Annotated in this window: 16 protein-coding genes; 15 read left to right on the forward strand and 1 reads right to left on the reverse strand. The window is 43.0% G+C overall.

Annotation, left to right across the window (positions count from 1 at the left end):
* Position 1 precedes the first annotated feature (1 nt).
* Positions 2 to 1,687, reverse strand: coding sequence for a sigma-54 interaction domain-containing protein (locus AC570I_RS16135; protein WP_497406280.1), 1,686 nt, complete (start codon positions 1,685 to 1,687; stop codon positions 2 to 4).
* 320 nt (positions 1,688 to 2,007) lie between these two features.
* Between AC570I_RS16135 and AC570I_RS16140 the strand changes: the two genes are divergently transcribed.
* The 15 genes from AC570I_RS16140 (at position 2,008) to AC570I_RS16210 (ending at position 18,124) form a co-directional block, all read left to right on the forward strand.
* Positions 2,008 to 2,640: a hydrolase gene (locus tag AC570I_RS16140; protein ID WP_497406281.1), complete on the forward strand. Its 633-nt coding sequence runs from the start codon at positions 2,008 to 2,010 to the stop codon at positions 2,638 to 2,640.
* A gap of 18 nt (positions 2,641 to 2,658) precedes the next feature.
* Entirely contained in the window at positions 2,659 to 4,038 is a 1,380-nt protein-coding gene (locus AC570I_RS16145; protein ID WP_497406282.1) for an alginate export family protein, read from the forward strand.
* Positions 4,039 to 4,050: 12 nt separating this feature from the next.
* Positions 4,051 to 4,794, forward strand: a complete 744-nt coding sequence (locus tag AC570I_RS16150; RefSeq protein WP_497406283.1) for a M17 family peptidase N-terminal domain-containing protein — start codon at positions 4,051 to 4,053, stop codon at positions 4,792 to 4,794.
* A gap of 20 nt (positions 4,795 to 4,814) precedes the next feature.
* Positions 4,815 to 6,704: an amidohydrolase gene (locus AC570I_RS16155; RefSeq protein WP_497406284.1), complete on the forward strand. Its 1,890-nt coding sequence runs from the start codon at positions 4,815 to 4,817 to the stop codon at positions 6,702 to 6,704.
* A 3-nt stretch (positions 6,705 to 6,707) separates the two neighbouring features.
* On the forward strand, positions 6,708 to 7,142 hold the full coding sequence (locus tag AC570I_RS16160; RefSeq protein WP_497406285.1) for a DoxX family protein: 435 nt from the start codon (positions 6,708 to 6,710) through the stop codon (positions 7,140 to 7,142).
* A 26-nt stretch (positions 7,143 to 7,168) separates the two neighbouring features.
* Positions 7,169 to 7,642, forward strand: coding sequence for a Dps family protein (locus AC570I_RS16165; RefSeq protein ID WP_047800597.1), 474 nt, complete (start codon positions 7,169 to 7,171; stop codon positions 7,640 to 7,642).
* A gap of 6 nt (positions 7,643 to 7,648) precedes the next feature.
* Positions 7,649 to 8,341 carry a YoaK family protein gene (locus AC570I_RS16170; protein WP_497406286.1) on the forward strand — a complete coding sequence of 231 codons (693 nt, stop codon included), beginning with the start codon at positions 7,649 to 7,651 and terminating at the stop codon, positions 8,339 to 8,341.
* A 1-nt stretch (position 8,342) separates the two neighbouring features.
* A complete protein-coding gene (locus AC570I_RS16175) occupies positions 8,343 to 10,646 on the forward strand; it encodes a histidine kinase dimerization/phosphoacceptor domain -containing protein (RefSeq protein WP_497406287.1) in 2,304 nt (767 codons plus the stop codon).
* 32 nt (positions 10,647 to 10,678) lie between these two features.
* Entirely contained in the window at positions 10,679 to 11,614 is a 936-nt protein-coding gene (locus AC570I_RS16180; protein ID WP_497406288.1) for a ring-cleaving dioxygenase, read from the forward strand.
* 5 nt (positions 11,615 to 11,619) lie between these two features.
* Entirely contained in the window at positions 11,620 to 11,922 is a 303-nt protein-coding gene (locus AC570I_RS16185; protein WP_497406289.1) for a GNAT family N-acetyltransferase, read from the forward strand.
* 2 nt (positions 11,923 to 11,924) lie between these two features.
* On the forward strand, positions 11,925 to 12,539 hold the full coding sequence (locus AC570I_RS16190; protein WP_497406290.1) for an alpha/beta hydrolase: 615 nt from the start codon (positions 11,925 to 11,927) through the stop codon (positions 12,537 to 12,539).
* 7 nt (positions 12,540 to 12,546) lie between these two features.
* Positions 12,547 to 13,176 carry a TMEM175 family protein gene (locus tag AC570I_RS16195; protein WP_497406291.1) on the forward strand — a complete coding sequence of 210 codons (630 nt, stop codon included), beginning with the start codon at positions 12,547 to 12,549 and terminating at the stop codon, positions 13,174 to 13,176.
* A 183-nt stretch (positions 13,177 to 13,359) separates the two neighbouring features.
* Positions 13,360 to 15,042 carry a sigma-54 interaction domain-containing protein gene (locus AC570I_RS16200; RefSeq protein ID WP_497406292.1) on the forward strand — a complete coding sequence of 561 codons (1,683 nt, stop codon included), beginning with the start codon at positions 13,360 to 13,362 and terminating at the stop codon, positions 15,040 to 15,042.
* 165 nt (positions 15,043 to 15,207) lie between these two features.
* Positions 15,208 to 15,924, forward strand: a complete 717-nt coding sequence (locus tag AC570I_RS16205; protein WP_497406293.1) for a LytR/AlgR family response regulator transcription factor — start codon at positions 15,208 to 15,210, stop codon at positions 15,922 to 15,924.
* 4 nt (positions 15,925 to 15,928) lie between these two features.
* Positions 15,929 to 18,124, forward strand: coding sequence for a hybrid sensor histidine kinase/response regulator (locus AC570I_RS16210; protein WP_497406294.1), 2,196 nt, complete (start codon positions 15,929 to 15,931; stop codon positions 18,122 to 18,124).
* Positions 18,125 to 18,135 lie beyond the last annotated feature (11 nt).

The raw sequence follows: 18,135 nt of genomic DNA on the forward strand, positions 1-18,135 counted from the left end.
TTTACTTGTTCAGGATATGCTCCCTTGTAATTTTAAATTTTTTAATTTTCGAATTGAGGGTTGTTGCGGGTATGTTTAAAATTTCGGCAGCACCGCCCATTCCCGAGATTTTGCCGTTACAGCGTTTTAGGATCGATAGAATATGGTCGCGCTCGTTTTCGTGAATGGTTTTGATTTTTTGTTCTTCCCCTTTACCTGTAGTTTCTTTGCGGTCGATTTTCGGGAGATGGATTTCTTTCAAAACAGGTCCTGATGATAACAATATGCTTCGCTCAATCAGGTGTTCCAGCTCACGGATGTTTCCCGGCCACGGATAGATCAATAGTTTATTTAAAGCACTCTTTGAAATCGCTTTCACCTGCCGTCCGGTTTTTCTGGCAATGCGCTCAATAAAATGAGTTGCTAAGTAGGGTACATCTTCCAGTCGATCCCTTAGCGGCGGGAGCGAAACTGGAAAAACATTCAGCCTGTAGTATAAATCTGCCCTGAAGTTCCCTTTTTCCACCTCTTTCAATAAATTTCTATTGGTTGCTGCTACAATCCGAACATTGATTTTAATTACGCCTTTACCACCAATCCGTTCGATTTCCTTTTCCTGTAATGCCCTAAGTAGTTTAACCTGAAGTTCTAAAGGCAACTCGCCGATTTCATCCAGAAAGAGCGTTCCTTTATGTGCCAGTTCAAATTTGCCAATCCGGCGCTCAGTTGCGCCGGTAAAACTTCCTTTTTCATGACCAAAGAGTTCGCTTTCAGCCAAACTGAGCGGGAGTGCTGCGCAATTGATCTTTACCATCAGCTGATCACGTCTTGGAGAGGACTCGTGAATGGCTCGGGCAATAAGTTCCTTTCCTGTACCGGTTTCACCTGAAATGAGTACGGTACTGTCTGAAGGGGCTACATGATCAATCAGGTTAAACACTCCCTTAAGCGACTGGCTTTGTCCGATAATTTCATCGTAGTTATATTTATGCTGAATTTCTTCCTGAAGGTAACTTTTTTCATCTTCCAGTTTCTGTTTGTATTCATTGATTTCATTAAGCTGCCGTTCTATCTTTTCATTGGCGATGATGTTTGATATGGCGATTGATATCTGCAGTGAAATGCCATAAAGCAAATCGAAATAGATATTGGAGATGGAGCTTATGTTTTTGGAATATAAATAAAAGAAACCGATGCAACCTTTTGCATCAATCATTTTAAGGCCGATCATTTCCCTGATGCCCTTATTGTGCCAGAAAGTCAGCCAGGCAGGGGCATCGTTCCAGGTTAAAACTTCTTCAACATTGAAAACAACAGGTTGTTCTGCTGCAATCATGGCCCTGCACATCCCATCATCAAGCGTGTATTTTTTTGATGACTGGGGTGGAATGCCGGCCGTTTTGAGGAAATCTTCCTTTTGATTGTAAATAAAGGCGCTATGTGTCTCCTGGTCATCATTGATGAGGCAGATGACAAAGTCGTCGAAGTCAAACAACTTTTTGAGTTTTTGGTCGATGACTTCAAAAAGATCAAGCTTATTCCTAATGGAAGCAATTGAGTTACTCAGTGAAAGGAGTACTGCATTTTCCTTTTCTTTTTGCGCCAGTTTTTTGTTGAGAAGTGCATTTTCTTTATTAGAATCCTTGTGATGTTGCAGGTCAGCATTCTCCAGGTTTTGAACTTCAAACAAGTTGCTACTTCTTTCCATCCGGCTAAAATAAGCTTTATGAATTTAAAAGTGGCTTAATTCATCTAAAAAAGGTAACGAAATTTCGCTAATATTTAGTGCAAGCTATTGTTTATCAACTTTATATATTGTGTTACTCTTGTTCAAGAGGCTTTAATAATCTCGTTAATATTTTATTGATTTAGTTGAAATCATTGGCCTGGAAAAAAGATTGGTTTTCGTAAATCAACGATATATGGTTAATCAAAATTCGTAAAACTGATGTAAAATGTTGTCTTTCAGTGTTTTATGTGGTGGTATGTTTCTTGGAACTGAGAGGGAAACGAAAAAATAATTTAATTATGAAACCATCACCAGACTTATTATCTCCGGAAAATCACGCATTAGTACTAATCGATTTTGAAGGTCAAATGGCTTTTGCTACAAAAAGTATTTCCATTACCGAATTACGTACCAATGTGGCTATTATTTGTGGCGCATCTAAAATTTTCAATGTGCCAACTATTGTTACTACAGTAGCTGAAGAGTCGTTTGCGGGCCCTGTATTTCCTGAAATTGAAGAATTTTATCCTCAGGCTACTTCAGGTTACATCGATAGAACTTCTATGAATACCTGGGAAGATGAACCAGCTTATAAAGCCATTACAGGCACAGGAAAGAAAAAACTGGTTCTGGCGGGTTTGTGGACAGGCGTGTGTATCGTGGGTCCGGCTTTATCTGCAATGTCGGAAGGTTATGATGTATTTGTAATTACTGATGCCTGCGGTGATGTGAGTAATGAGGCCCACGAAAGAGCCATACAGCGAATGGTGCATGCGGGGGTAAAACCAGTTACTTCAGTTCAGTATATACTTGAGCTACAAAGAGACTGGGCAAGAACTGAAACTTATGTTCCTGTAACCAATCTGATGAAAAAATATGGTGCCGGTTATGGAATTGGAATCCAGTACGCACATCAAATGATCAAACACTAAATCTCAGACTGGATTAAGATGAGAATTACGTATCCCCATTTGGCAGTGACCATGGCTTTGTTTTGTTGCTTATTTACAGCAACGGCCTTTGGTCAGGGCATCAGGCTGATGCGCTATGATGAGGATTACAGCAATCTGAAAGATTCGGGCAGAAACTTATACAACACACTAAAGTTTCTGCCACTTTCAGCCAGTAAAAAAGTTTATTTCACGTTTGGGGGAGAAATACGGGAGGAGATTGGAGGCAGGATTAACGAAGACTGGATTAAGGATCAGGGTTTCAATTATTCTTTCTTACAACGCTACTCGTTTTATACGGATTTGAATATCGGAAAGAGGCTTCGGTTTTTCGCCCAGGTTAACAGTGCGCTGGAGAATGGGAGCAAGTATGGGCCATCGCCGGTAGATGAAGACCAGCTGGCGATACAAAACCTTTTTGGAGAGTTCAGAATAATCAGGGATTCTTTGAATAAGCTGGCAATCAGAATCGGCAGGCAGGAAATTAATTATGGTTCAGGCAGGTTAATCTCGGTTAGGGAAGGAACAACAGTAAGGCAATATTTTACCGGGGCAAAACTGATGTATGCCCGGCCGCGCTTTACACTAGATGCCTTTGTGCTGGAAGCTGATGAAGTTAGTTTTGGCGTATTTGATAACCGTCCCAGCCATCAGGCCAATCTCTGGGGTGCTTATTCAAACCTCAACATCCAGAAAGGCGGAAACTTCGACTTTTATTATCTGGGCATCCGGCGGGATGATGTGGAGTTTGAAGAAGGTATTGCAAAAGAGCTCAGGCATACCCTTGCCACGCGTTACTGGAAAAGCGGAGGTGGTTTCATTTATAATCTCGAAGCCGCTTATCAGTTTGGTAAATTCGGTAATGGCGCGATCAATGCCTGGACAATGGCCATTGAACTGGGCTACACTTTTGAGAAAAGCAGGTTTAAACCTACGCTTAATCTGAGGAACGATTATATTTCAGGTGACCGAAAAGCAGGGGATGGCATATTGCAGACTTTTAATCCATTGTATCCAAAAGGCGGTTATTTTGGCTTCAACCCCCTGATCGGGCCATCTAATCTGATCGATTTACATCCATATTTTACGCTCAATCCGACGGAACGGCTGACTGTTCAGGCTGACGTTGTTTTCAACTGGCGATATTCGTTAAACGATGGAATTTATCGTCCGGGAGGGAACTTTAATACTGGCGGGTCACTTTCTCCTCACCGCTTTATTGGAACCACCTATCTGCTCAGTGCAGATTATAAATATAACGATCACCTTTCCTTTAGTGTTGGAGGACAATATTTTAAGATTGGCGATTTTATCAAAGACATTGTTCCGGTTTGGGACAATTCAAAATTCTTTAACGCACAGGTATCATACAAATTTTAACCATTAAAAAATATGAAAAACAAGACCACTTTACCATCAAGCCCCCTTATCCAACAGCTCAGGATAGCGGTAGTTATATTTTTTGTTTCAGTTACAACAACACCGGCATTTGCACAGGCAACAACCGCCATTGGTACTGCCAAAGTTTGGGGAATGGTTGACGGGATTGCCATCGAAGGCGTAGTTCAGGGCCCATCGGCACAGGTAAGCGACTTACAGGTGGCCTGTGTTTTCGAGTATACTGAGGGAGATATTTTCAAATCTCCACCGGCACTTCCACCGGCATTAAATGGTCTGGTTCACCTGGATCAGGATATGAAAGGTTTGCTAACCGAAATCCGCAAGGGCGGCAAATTTCAGGGGCATGCCAATGAAACCTTATTGCTTACGCCGCCAAAAGGTACCATAGGCGGTAAACGACTGCTGTTAATTGGCCTGGGCGACAGAAATAAATTCACACCTGAGCTGATGACGGGCATCGGGAGTGTGGCCATGCGGGAAGCTTTGAAACTGGGCGTTACCAGTTTTTCTTTCGCAAGCGACCTTAAAGATGCGGGAATTGACTCGCCAACCGCCCTGGTTGCCGGAAACGTGGTAAAGGGGATTTTCGAGGCTTACCGTGCACAGCTTTGGCTGAAAGAAAAACAGATGGTACAGGTTAAACCCATATCAAAAGTAATCCTGCTGGCGGGACCTGCATTTTTCACCACAGCGGGCGAAGGCATACAGGAAGCTATTTCAGCTATCAAAAATTAATCAATAAAAACCGATATATAATGGGTGCAGATATGATTTTGTTCAATGGTAAAATACATACCATTGCCAGGCAAAAAGAAGAAATAACCGCCGTTGCCATAAAGGATGGAAAATTTGTTGCCATTGGTAATGATGCGGATGTAATGGCTTTTTCAGGCTCCAATACGAAACTTGTAGACCTGAAGAAAAAAAGGGTAGTTCCGGGAATTAATGATTCGCATATCCACCTGATTCGCGGGGGATTGAATTTTAACCTGGAGTTGCGCTGGGACGGCGTGCCTTCACTGGCTGATGCTTTGCGTATGTTAAAAGAGCAGGTTGATGTTACACCATCGCCCCAATGGGTACGTGTGGTAGGGGGCTGGTCGGAATTCCAGTTCGCTGAAAGACGAATGCCTACTCTGGAAGAAATTAATGCGATTGCACCAGATACACCGGTGTTCATCTTACACCTGTACGACCGGGCTTTTATGAACCGTGCTGCCCTGAAAGCGGTTGGTTATACCAAAGACACGCCGGCGCCTCCGGGCGGGGAGATCCAGCGAGACGCTAACGGAGAACCTACGGGGCTGATTATTGCGAGTCCGAATGCCATGATATTATATTCTACCCTGGCCAAAGGACCGAAGCTTTCCCACGAGCATCAGGTTAACTCTACCCGTCATTTCATGACTGAATTGAACCGTTTTGGTATTACAAGCGTAATCGATGCCGGTGGAGGATTTCAAAACTTTCCTGATGACTATAAAGTTGTTGATGAGTTAAATGCACAGCAGCAACTTACAGTTCGCATTGCGTACAATTTATTTACCCAAAGGCCAAAACAGGAATTTGAAGATTTTGATCACTGGACCGATACGGTGCAGCTTTATCAGGGTGATGATATGTACCGGCACAATGGGGCAGGAGAAATGCTGGTTTTTTCGGCGGCGGATTTCGAAGATTTCCTTCAGCCCCGGCCGGATCTTGCCGATAATATGGAACCGGAGCTGGAGCGCGTAGTGCGTTTGCTGGTTGAAAAAAGATGGCCCTTCAGGTTACATGCCACTTACAATGAAAGCATCGGCCGGTTTCTGAATGTTTTTGAGAAAATTAACCGCGATATCCCTTTTGCAGGCCTGCCCTGGATTTTCGATCATGCGGAAACCATTGACGAGCGCAACATTGAACGCGTAAAAGCACTGGGGGGCGGAATTGCCATTCAAAGCAGGATGGCCTATCAGGGTGAATATTTTACCGAGCGTTATGGAGCCAAAGCTGCACTGCAAACCCCACCCATTAAAAAAATGCTGGAAATGGAAGTGCCTGTGGGCGGCGGTTCTGATGCCACCAGGGTAAGCAGCTATAATCCATGGGTTTCCATGTTCTGGTTAACGGCAGGTAAAACTGTTGGCGGATTGAAAATCTACAATGAGGAAACCGTTTTGAGCAGAGCCACAGCTTTAGAACTTTACACCAGAGGCAGTGCCTGGTTTTCCAATGAACAACAAAAGAAGGGCGATATTGAGGTGGGGATGCTTGCTGACTTAGCGGTTTTAAGCCAGGATTATTTTGAGGTTTCTGATGAGCAGATTAAAAGCATTGAGTCAGATATGACAGTCGTTGATGGCAAAATTGTGTACGCGAAAGGCGACTTTTCTTCATTTTCGCCACCCAAAATTCCGATTCTTCCAGACTGGTCGCCTACAAACAGCTATAACGGTTATTATTCTCCGGCAACACACACAGGCAGTGCGCAAGGAAAAGCTGCAGGCGCGAACGGGGCATCGGTTTTAGCGATGGTACATTCGTGTGCGGGCAGCTGCAATGTTCATCAGCATCGGCACGATGCGGTGAGAACCAGTAACCTGCCTGTAAATAATTACACCGCATTCTGGGGTGCATTGGGGTGCTCATGCTTTGCTTTTTAACATATGGAAACTATCATCAAATACCTGCTTTATTCTGATTTAGGATCAGACCTGAATAACTGGGCGGTACTTTCATTCAGGGTATTGCTGATGCTTGAGCTCTTCAGGGTACACGGAATGAAAAAGTTCCGCGTTCAAAACGGAGAGAAAGAGCATGTTCCAAATCCTTTAGGTTTGCCTGATAAGCTGAACGGCCTGGTGGCAACCTTTTCTGATACGGTGGTGCCGTTTCTGGTTGCCTTTGGCCTGGGAACCCGGCTTTTTTTGCTCCCCTCGATTGGTGTAACCGCAATAGGTTATTTTGTGGTGCACCGGAAAGATTCAGTTGAGGTAAGGGATGTGCCCTATATGTACACCCTTGCTATGCTTTTTTTGTGGGCTACAGGTCCCGGTACCTACTCCTTAGATCATTATTTATTCAACACTTTTTTTAATTAACACATCAATATTAAATCACAAAAATTATGGAAGCTAAAATTGGCATCAGTGCAGATCACCTTGCTGAGGTTGCACATTCACTAAGCAAAATTCTTGCTGATGAATACGTTTTATACACTAAAACACGAAAGGCACACTGGAATGTGGAAGGACCAGACTTTTACAACAAACACAAATTTTTTGAAGCGCAATACACGCAACTGGAAGACATTGTGGATGAGGTAGCAGAACGTATCCGTAAGCTGGGTCATTATGCCCCGGCGTCGCTTAAGCAATTCCTTGAATTGACACATTTAACTGAAGATGACCGCGGTAAAAATGATTCCACAACCTACATCAAAATCTTGCTTGCCGATCACGAGAGTATTCTCATTCACCTGAGGGAAAACATCGATAACTATGCCGGCGCATTGAAAGACGCGGGGACAAGCGATTACATCACAGGCTTAATGGAAACACACGAAACGATGGCCTGGATGCTCAGGGCACATTTATCATAGATTGAAATGGAAGAAAAAGCGCAAAATATCTGGTTTGTAACCTTTATATTAACCATTATTGCAGGCTATTGTGATGCGATTACCTTTGTTGCAGCAGATAAAATCTTTTCGGCGCATGTTACCGGAAACTTTATTGTGTTCGCCTATCAGATGATCAAAAGTGTTGATGGTGACAGCTGGATTAAGCTGCTGACTTTTCCCATCTTTATGCTCGCGGTAATGACTGGTGGCTGGATCTCGGCGAGGTTTTCGAACAGGCATTTTTTGCTTTTATGTGAGGGGATTATTTTGCTGGTTGCCGGTGTGATGGCTTATTCACTTGGCTATATAGAGAACGGGGAAATCACCTGGCCGATGTATCTGGTTACGATCATTGTTGTTTTTGCCATGGGCCTGCAAAATGCATTCGGGAAGTTGTTTGCGAAAGAGACTTTTGGTCCGACCACCATGATGACCGGGAATGTAACACAGTTTGCGCTCGATATCAGATCGTTCTGGAATTCGGGTTTTAAAGATGCCGGCTTCTATTCCGGGATCAATAAATGCTTAATTACTCTGGGAGGGTTTTTACTGGGTTGTTTACTTGGGGCATGGATGGGGCAGCTTTTTGGCCTGGTTGGGATTGTGCTGCCTGGTGTAGCGATGATTATTTGCTACTACAGTACCAAAGCTTCTTCATCTCCAGAGATCAAATCCTAATATGCGAAACATCCATAACACGAAGCTTATTTTGATGGTCAACCTCAGGTTTCTGATCGTTATTTTTACACTAATCAGCCCTGTTCTTGCAAAAGGACAGGGCATTAGAACAAAAGCAGAAGCTGAGGCTGCAGGAATCAAATTCCGGCAACTGGGGCAGACTGAAAAAAAGGCTGATTTATCAATTGACCTTGGCGCTTATTATCTTAATCTTCCCGGGGAGATCAAAGCCGATTTACAAAAGGCTATGGGGTTGCAGCAACAGTCCATTCAGCTGGCCAGGAAAATTGAGTATCCAAAAGGGGTGGCGAAATCCATGATTCTGAAGGGCAATATTCTAAGGGAAATGGGGAGTAAAGCTTTAAGTAAAAAGGAGTTTGAACAAGCGATTGTTTTTGCTCAAACGGAAGGCCTGAAAGACCGACTGGCGGAAGCCTATGTGGCTATGGGTGATTTGTTTAGCAATGAGGGTATAGAACTGGAAACGAAAATCGGCTACAACGAAAAAGCCCGTTCGCTGTATCGCCAAACGGGTAACAGACTGGAGGAAGGAAACTCACTCAAAAACCTCGGCGATTATTATAATATTAAAGGGCAGCCCGATTATGCCATTAAGCTCATGGATTCGGCATTGGCGGTGTATAAATCTTTTGGCTATGCCGAATTGCAGGGCGTTTACAACAATATGTGCATCATTAACGTAGGTTTAGGGAATTACTCCAGCGCTTTGAAATACGGGCTGCTTGCAGACAAAACTGCTGAGCGACTTGCCGATACAAGTTTACAAAGAAGCTCGATCGCCAACCATCTGGGCTTAACTTACTACTATCTCCGCAATGATGAGAAAACGCTTGAATACTGGACTAAAGCCAGGGCAATTGCGGCGCGCTATCAGGATGCCGGATACCTGCAAACGGTGATTGCAAATCTGGCGAGCCTGCTGGTGAGGATGAAGCGGTTTGAAGAAGGGATCAGCGCATTGAAGGAAATGGAGCTGAAATATCCACCTACAGATATACAGATGAAGGTAAGAATTCCTTACCTCTTATTTAATAGTTACTATGATATTGAGAAATATCAGGAGGCCGCACCGTATTTCAATACCCTGCTTCAGTTTCATCATGATTTACCTAAAGATGATCCTAACCAGATTTATCTGTATCGCAGTATCATCCGAAAACTGATTCATGATCAGAATTTTACAGCCGCCGAAAATTATTTAAAAGCGCACGAACAGCAAAGCCTGCAACAGAAAAATTTACTTGCACTGGCGCAGTTACACCGGCTATGGTTCAATGTTGATTCTGCTTTAAACAAACCCTGGTCGGCTATTGCGCATTACAAAACCTACAAACGGCTTACAGATTCGATCTGGAACAATGAAAAGAACAAACAAATTTCAGGCCTGGAAATCGAATATGAGACTGAGCAAAAAAATAAAGACATTGCGTTGCTGCATCAGAAAAACCAATTGCAGCTGGTGAGAATAGGAAATGAAGAACGGGTGCGCTATATTTTTGTTGCCGGTATTTTAGTTGCATTTTTGTTTGCCGGTTTAATATACAACCGTTACCGCCTGAAGAAACGTAGCAATACAATTTTAGAACAAAAACAAACCGAAATCAATGCACAAAATGAGTTGCTCAGGAAAATTGTCGGAGAAAAAGAGTGGCTTCTCCGGGAAATTCATCACCGGGTAAAGAATAACCTGCAGATCGTGATTAGTCTGCTGAATACGCAGTCGGCCTATTTAGACAATGAAGATGCCTTAGTGGCAATCAGAAACAGCCAGAACCGCATGCATGCCATGTCGCTCATCCACCAGAAGCTGTACCAGTCTGATAACCTGGCGGAAATTGATATGAAATGGTATATCAAAGAATTGGTGGAATACATGATTGAATGTTTTGGAACAGAAAAGAAAATCAGGTTTGAACTGGTTACTGATGAACTGAAACTGGATGTTGCTCAGGCCGTTCCACTGGGTTTAATTTTAAATGAAGCCATTAGCAATGCCATTAAATATGCTTTTCCGGGTTTAAGAACGGGAATAGTAAAGATTCAGTTTGTGGCAATGGAAAACAATGGCTGCAGGCTCAGTATTGCGGACGACGGCATAGGTTTGCCCATTGATTTTGATCCGGATGATACAGAGTCGCTGGGGATGAGTTTGATGAACGGACTTACCGATCAGCTCAACGGGAAATTTGAAATGAAGCGTGATGACGGACTGACGCTGGAGATCTCTTTTACCAGGCAAAATGAAATGGCGGTAGAAGCCGTAAGTTACAATTCGGAAGCATAGTTAAATAATAATCAACAATAAATTTAGAAGAAATGAACAATAATATTTTAGGATTGCACCACATTACTGCGATAGCAGGAAATGCACAGCAGAATTTCGATTTTTACACTAAAACAATGGGCTTAAGGCTGGTTAAAAAAACTGTCAATTTTGATGATCCGGGAACTTATCACCTGTACTATGGCGACGAGACCGGCTCGGCAGGGACCATACTTACTTTTTTCCCCTGGGATGGTATTGGACCCGGAACAGAAGGTGTTGGTATGGCTACGGAGATTGGTTATTCGGTACCCGCAGGAAGCCATGAGTTCTGGTTAGGGCGCTTTGGAGCCGCGAAAATTAAAACCAAAGAAATTACAGAGCGGTTTGGCGAACAGGTCCTTGCATTTAAAGATCCGGACGGATTATCATTGAGTTTGATAGTACCAGCAAACGCAGACAGCAGATCTCCATGGGAAACCAATGATATCAAAAAAGATACAGCTACCAGAGGATTTCACAGTACCACCCTTACTTTACAAAGTATTGATGAAACGGCAAAAGTGCTGACAGACCTGTTTGGCTACAGGCTGCTTGCGCAGGAAGGGAACCGTTACCGTTTTATAACCGATACTGTGGAAAACGCTGCTGTTGTGGATTTACTGGAAGTTCCTTCAGGCATCCGCGGCAGAAATGCTGCGGGTACCAATCACCATGTTGCTTTCCGTGTTAAAAATGAGGATATTCAAATGGAACTGAGGGAGCAGATTTTGAGTAAGAACCTGCAGATTACACCGAAGATAGACCGTGATTATTTCTACTCACTATACTTTCGTGAGCCAGGAGGTGTATTATTTGAGATTGCCACCGAAAATCCTGGTTTTACTGTGGATGAACCTTTGAGTGAATTGGGTAGCCACCTGAAACTTCCGCATCAGCATGAGCATTTACGCGAAGATTTAGATAAATTACTTCCAAAATTAATCTAGAAGAAATGGCAGAGATCAAATTAAATATTCAGGCAGGTGAACCGAGTTCATTTGATGTTTACGATGAGGATGGAAAAGTTGGTGAGATGATTTTCGATATCAATGGAGCTAACTTAACGGTTTATCATACCGAGGTAGATCCTTCGAAAGAAGGAAAGGGCTATGCAAAATTGTTGCTTGATGCAATGGTTGCGTATGTGCGTGAAAATAAATTGATGGTAATCCCAATGTGTCCTTATGTGCATATTCAATTTAAGCGACATGAGGATTTATACCGGGATATCTGGAACAAAATAAATGAAGAATAATCATGAAAAATATCATAGAATCAGGAAAAAGCTTAGATCAGGCTGAAAAGGTATTGATTATGATCCATGGGCGTGGAGGAACGGCTGAAGATATCTTGTCGATGGCAGCACATTTGAATGTTTCGGGGTATGCACTAGTTGCGCCCCAGGCTGATGGGAACAGCTGGTATCCGTATTCATTTTTAGCGCCAAGGGAAGAGAATGAACCGGCACTCTCGAATGCATTAAGGACAATAAACGATACCGTGTTGTATCTTGAAAGTAAGGGTTTTGCTAAAGCGCAAATTTATTTCCTAGGCTTTTCACAAGGTGCCTGCTTAACCCTTGATTATGTTGCAGCGAACGCCGCCGGATACGGGGGCATTGTTGCATTTACGGGAGGTGTGATCGGTGCACAGCTGGATCATCGTAATTACCACGGCGAATTTGACGGGACACCGGTTTTTATCGGAAGCAGTGATCCTGATGTACATGTTCCTGTTTCACGGGTTAAGGAGTCGACCGTTTTACTTGAAGGTATGGGTGCAAATGTAACGGAGATCATCTACGAAAACATGGGCCATACGATTAGCCACGCAGAAATTGCGCAGGTAAATAAATTGATTTTCAAAGATTAATGTGGTGATGGAAAAGGAAACAGGAAGGATAGAAGCGTTTAGTGACGGTGTTTTTTCGATCGCCGTTACACTCCTGGTGCTGGATTTACATATTCCTGAATCGATGGACGGAGAACATCCCGTAAAACTGCTTGAAGCATTGAAACTTCAGTGGCCAGGCTATATCGCCTTCATCATTTCCTTTTTCAGTATCTTCATTATTTGGGTAAACCACCACAAAATTTTTAAACAAATTTACAAGCGAAATACAGGGCTTATGTTTGCCAACGGCCTTATATTGTTCCTGGTTTCGCTTGTATCTTATCCCAGTGCTTTGCTGGCCAAGTTTTATTTAACCGAATCCAGGCAGCTCTCGGTAACCATTTACACGGGTTTGTTTGTGGCTATTAATATTGCTTTTAACTTATTATGGCAGCAGGCCAGCAGCGACAGGAAACTTCTGCGTCCGGGTATCAGCAATGCTGCAATTGCCAGGCTCCGCAACAATTACCTTTATGGTTTTCCAACCTATCTGTCTGCTTTTATTATTTCATTCTTTTATCCTGATCTTGCTTTAGCCATCTGTGTTTTACTGTGGATCTTCTGGGCTGCGTCTTCAAAAAAAATCAACTTTACTGAATCAGCGGTTACAAAATGATAGCTTATCTCCAGCTTAAAACAGTTGAGCTTGTAGTTACATGATTATATTTCGTTTTAAAAATCGTTTTTTAGCGAAATATCGTGACTAGTTTTTAGGCGATTTTTGCTCGCTGATGCCTACAGCTATGATTATCGCGTCTGGCATGTTGTTTGAATTCCTGCGTTTGCACAAACAAACCAGATGAAAAATAAAGAAACAGATTTTAATTCCGCGCAGTTGAAGAAAAACGAGGTTGAGCATAGTTCTTCAGCCTGTTTTAAGGAGCTGGCAGGCGCGGTACCGGAGCAGGAAAAACATTTCAGTTTAAAGGATTTGTTTTTTGGTATCTTTTCAAAATTGCATCCTTTATTTTCCATTGATTGCGGAGCTCTCGTGCTGTACAATGATGATAAAAATCACATCACCCACGCATATCTTACAGAAGCGGTTGCAGGCAAAGTAACTTGTATAGAAACCATTACCGACCCAGTACGTCTTTCATTGATTAGCCAGGAAATTGCAGGTTTTGATTTTCCGGTACTTAAATCCCGTCAGGACTGGATAGATGATTTTGGAGAGAACCATTGTTTAATTAATCATCCTACAGAATATCACTTTCACTGTTACATTCCCTTGGAAAATGCAGGGAAAATACTCGGGACTTTCGAACTGCATAACCATAACTGTGAACTGAGCAGGGAAGGGTTGACATTTTGCTGCAATATTGCCGATTTCGTTGCGGGATTGCTTTCTGTAATTGCCAGGCCAGACCAGCAGGAGGGAGATAACGTTTCGGGATCTTCAAAGGGCCATGATGTAAGCGGCTTATTGCTGCAGTATGAAGAAAAAATCAGGAATTTAGAGCGGGAGACTGAAAGCCTGAGCGAAGCACTTGCCGAATTTATCCCATCAATGCCCAGTGAAGAAAATATAATTTATCAACACCCAAAAATTGTGGGTGTGAGTGCTGAAATGCAGGTGGTTTATCGGTTGCTCAACCGCATATCCGGATCAGAAACCACCGTTTTGATTTTAGGTGAAACAGGTACAGGCAAAGAACTGTTCGCCAAAGCGATACATGAGGAATCTGGCAGGAGCCAAAAACCTCTGATTAAGGTAAATTGTGCTGCCATTCCGCCAAATTTAATTGAATCGGAACTTTTCGGGCATGAAAAGGGCAGTTTTACCGGCGCTACGGAACGGCGTATCGGGAAATTTGAACAGGCAAATAAAGGCACTATTTTTTTGGATGAGGTGGGTGAGCTGCCACTCGATTTACAAGTGAAGCTGCTCCGTGTTTTACAGGAAAAAGAAATAGAGCGTGTTGGAGGCAAAAGCACCATCCCGGTTGATGTGCGGATCATTTCTGCTACCAACCGGAATCTGCTGGAGGAGGTAGAAGCGGGTAATTTCAGAAGGGATTTATATTACAGGCTAAATGTTTTTCCACTTTTACTGCCACCACTAAGAAGCAGAAAATCGGATATTCAATTGCTCGCGTGCTTCTTTCTGGAACGGTTTAGTCAAAAATCAAAAATGGCTTATCAGGGTTTCTCAAAAAAAGCCATCTCCACATTAACGGCTTACAGCTGGCCAGGCAATGTACGTGAACTGGAACACGTGATTGAAAGGGAAGCCGTGATGGCACAGGGTGCGATGATTCGGAAAGTGAATATCCCGGGTGTTACGGACAAATCTATGCCGGCAATTGCGGGAGTTAAAACAATCTTTGAAAATGAACGGGATCATATTTTCGCTGTTCTGGAGTTATGCGGTGGAAAAATATCGGGGCAGAATGGTGCTGCAAAGCTATTGGGCGTACCCGCCACAACACTTAATTCAAAAATGAAACGGTTGGGTTTGTTGAAGAAACATGTGCTGTAGTGGCAACGATATATGGCTTCCTCTAGACGTAAATTAACGAAATAACGTCACTAGTATTTGTGTAATCTTAATTTAAGTTCCTGATTGTTAGGTTTTTGTTTACGGGTATTGTTCTTGCTTTAATCTTTGTTCAGATCGTAACCAATCAAATTTACCGCAACCTCAATGATATCAAACGGCCAGAAAATTACATGCATTATTGTTGATGACAATCCAATTGCACGGGAAAACCTGATCATGCTCGCCAGTCAGGTGGACGATTTAGCAGTTCTCAACGACTGTGAAGATGCATTCCTGGCTTATAATTACCTGCAAAGCAATCCCGTCGACCTGATTCTGCTTGATATTGAGATGCCTGGAATGACTGGTATTGAACTTACCAGAAACCTCAGCAACAAAAAAAACCTGATTATTTTTACCACTTCAAATAAAGATTATGCCCTTGAGGCTTTTGATCTTAACGTTGCCGATTACCTGATTAAGCCATTTTCTTCCCTACGCTTTTTAAAGGCAATCGATAAAGTCAGGGACATACTAAACAGCAGATCAGAGCATGTTGAGCTGGCTAATGATGAATTTATATTTGTCCGCGACAGTAATATTGTGCGCCGCCTGGGCGTGGATGATATTTTATATGCAGAGGCCATGGGTGACTACGTTAAGTTTCATACCACCAATAAGCTCTATGCCATTCATACCCGTTTAAAGTCGGTTGAGGACAGGCTCTCCAAGAACAAGTTCATCCGCATTCACCGTTCGTATATCGTGTCGCTACAGCACATTGATACCTTACAGGAAGGAGGAATGGTTGTCAAGGGGAACTTTTTGCCTATTGCCGAGCGCTATAGAAAAGACCTGAACCGAATGATGAATATTATTTAGCACTATGGAAAAGAATAAGTCACTGATGCCCGACAGCAGTTTCAACTATCTGATTATTTCTGCTTTTCTGGTTGCAATGGGTTTACTGATTCTGGTGCAGTACAGTTCATCGCGAAATATGAATACGCTGATTGAGGGGAACAAAGAACTTTTAGATGAGTTGCGGACTAGTAATCACTTGCGGGAGATTGACAGGGATATTTTAGGTGTGGAAAGCAGGATCAGGGCGGCAATTGCCACCGATGATACGACGCACCTTGAAGGCGTTGAAAGTAAAATCCAGGCTGTAAGCATGTACCTGGATTCTCTGGATGATGGAAGTGAGGAACCTGCGATTAAAAGGTACCTGGAGCGTTTGGCTTTTCTCGCCCAGGAGAAGGTGAATACCAAACATCATTTAATGGAGCTTTACCACAAAACCGGCAGGATGAATGATACGACCTCCATCGGGAACCCGCAGGCACGCATTACTTCCGACGAAATTACGGGAACCACACACAAGATTTACAACAGCAGGCAGCAGCGGATGCAGGCGCTGACGAGGAAAATAAATGAAAGCGGACAAAAGGCAAAGGCCTACGGTATTGCTTTAATTGCATTGCTGCTGCTTAGTGGAGCAGCCTTATGCTGGTTTATTACCCGCCAGTTCAGAAACAGAACGCTCCTCATCAATCAACTTAACGATTCGGAAAGAACATCCCGGCAGGCATTAGGCATTAAAGAAAACTTTCTGGCCAACATGAGCCATGAAATCAGAACGCCTCTCAATTCCATACTTGGTTTTACTACACTCCTGCAAAGGCAAGATGTGACGTCCCAGTCGCAGCATTATATTACTTCGATACAACAGGCGGGAGAAAACCTGCTGGCCATCATTAACGATATCCTTGATATTTCGAAGATTGAAGCCGGAATGATGCGAATTGTAAACAAGCCCTTCAGCATTCGTGGTTTGCTGCATTCCGTTGAAGTACTTTTTTCTGAGCGGATAAAATCCAAAGGCCTCGGCTACCTGACTCAAATAGATGACAATGTACCGGATACATTAACCGGAGATGCCACCCGGTTAACGCAGATTATGGTTAATTTGTTAGGGAATGCATTAAAATTCAGTGAAAAAGGTCTGTTAAAAACGGCTGTTTCGATTTCATCGGCGGGTAATAATTCCATCACCCTGAAATTCCGTGTCTCAGATGAGGGCATTGGAATCAAAGCGGAGAAACTTGAGCGGATATTTGAACGTTTCAATCAGGCCGATGATTCTATTACGCGTAATTACGGCGGAACAGGCTTGGGCTTATCTATTGTGAAAGATTTACTGGAAATTCAAAAGGGTACAATTGAAGTGGAAAGCAGCCCCGGAAAAGGAACAACTTTTACTTTTGAAATTCCATATCTCATTTCTGATAATACCAATGAAGGTGAAGTGGTTCGCTACAAAGTGCTTGAACCCGAATGGATTGGACGGTCTATCCATATTCTGATCGTTGACGATAACATGATGAATCAGGATTTAATGGCCAACATCCTGGGTTACCGGGGCTTTTCTTTTGCCATTGCTTCAAACGGTTTAGAAGCGATAGAGCAGGTAAAGGACGGTCATTTCGACCTGATACTGATGGACATTCAAATGCCTGAAATGGATGGATATTCGGCCACCATTTACCTGCGTACGGAACTCAAATCCGATATACCTATTATTGCCATGACCGCACATGCCATGTCGGGGGAGCGCGAAAAGTGCATCACTTTAGGGATGAATGACTACATTTCCAAACCCGTTAATGAGCAGGAACTTCTGGCGCTTATTGAAAAAGTAACGTTGCCACATACCGGGGATGAATTGTTTAATGAACAGTTCATTTACCTGGATTTAACGTACATGAAAGACATGGGTAAAGGGAACGTATCTTATGAAAGGAAAGTTACCGGGCATTTCGTGAACAGGGTTCCGCAAGACATGATCAGTTTGCAGCAGGCGCTCAGGGCAGAAGATTATGGAAAAATCAAACAAATTGCCCATAGTTTGCGTACTACACTTGCGATCATGGGACTTTTGGAACGAACCGTTCAGGTTTTAGATCAGCTGGAATTTCCGGAAAATGATAAAAGGCATTTTGAACAATTGATTTCAGCACTTGAAATGATTTGCAGGGGGGCGGTTAAAGAGGCAGAAGGATATCTTAAAAGTTTAAAATAAGTAATTAACTG

It is taken from the genome of Pedobacter sp. A2324 (genome assembly GCF_059693705.1).

What these genes read in the sequence shown, in the direction of transcription:
- AC570I_RS16175 (WP_497406287.1), top strand. Translation starts at nt 8,343, where the DNA reads ATGCGAAACATCCATAACACGAAGCTTATTTTGATGGTCAACCTCAGG.
- AC570I_RS16205 (WP_497406293.1), top strand. Translation starts at nt 15,208, where the DNA reads ATGATATCAAACGGCCAGAAAATTACATGCATTATTGTTGATGACAAT.
- AC570I_RS16195 (WP_497406291.1), top strand. Translation starts at nt 12,547, where the DNA reads ATGGAAAAGGAAACAGGAAGGATAGAAGCGTTTAGTGACGGTGTTTTT.
- AC570I_RS16190 (WP_497406290.1), top strand. Translation starts at nt 11,925, where the DNA reads ATGAAAAATATCATAGAATCAGGAAAAAGCTTAGATCAGGCTGAAAAG.
- AC570I_RS16210 (WP_497406294.1), top strand. Translation starts at nt 15,929, where the DNA reads ATGGAAAAGAATAAGTCACTGATGCCCGACAGCAGTTTCAACTATCTG.
- AC570I_RS16185 (WP_497406289.1), top strand. Translation starts at nt 11,620, where the DNA reads ATGGCAGAGATCAAATTAAATATTCAGGCAGGTGAACCGAGTTCATTT.
- AC570I_RS16140 (WP_497406281.1), top strand. Translation starts at nt 2,008, where the DNA reads ATGAAACCATCACCAGACTTATTATCTCCGGAAAATCACGCATTAGTA.
- AC570I_RS16170 (WP_497406286.1), top strand. Translation starts at nt 7,649, where the DNA reads ATGGAAGAAAAAGCGCAAAATATCTGGTTTGTAACCTTTATATTAACC.
- AC570I_RS16180 (WP_497406288.1), top strand. Translation starts at nt 10,679, where the DNA reads ATGAACAATAATATTTTAGGATTGCACCACATTACTGCGATAGCAGGA.
- AC570I_RS16155 (WP_497406284.1), top strand. Translation starts at nt 4,815, where the DNA reads ATGGGTGCAGATATGATTTTGTTCAATGGTAAAATACATACCATTGCC.
- AC570I_RS16200 (WP_497406292.1), top strand. Translation starts at nt 13,360, where the DNA reads ATGAAAAATAAAGAAACAGATTTTAATTCCGCGCAGTTGAAGAAAAAC.
- AC570I_RS16160 (WP_497406285.1), top strand. Translation starts at nt 6,708, where the DNA reads ATGGAAACTATCATCAAATACCTGCTTTATTCTGATTTAGGATCAGAC.
- AC570I_RS16150 (WP_497406283.1), top strand. Translation starts at nt 4,051, where the DNA reads ATGAAAAACAAGACCACTTTACCATCAAGCCCCCTTATCCAACAGCTC.
- AC570I_RS16135 (WP_497406280.1), bottom strand. Translation starts at nt 1,687, where the DNA reads ATGGAAAGAAGTAGCAACTTGTTTGAAGTTCAAAACCTGGAGAATGCT.
- AC570I_RS16145 (WP_497406282.1), top strand. Translation starts at nt 2,659, where the DNA reads ATGAGAATTACGTATCCCCATTTGGCAGTGACCATGGCTTTGTTTTGT.
- AC570I_RS16165 (WP_047800597.1), top strand. Translation starts at nt 7,169, where the DNA reads ATGGAAGCTAAAATTGGCATCAGTGCAGATCACCTTGCTGAGGTTGCA.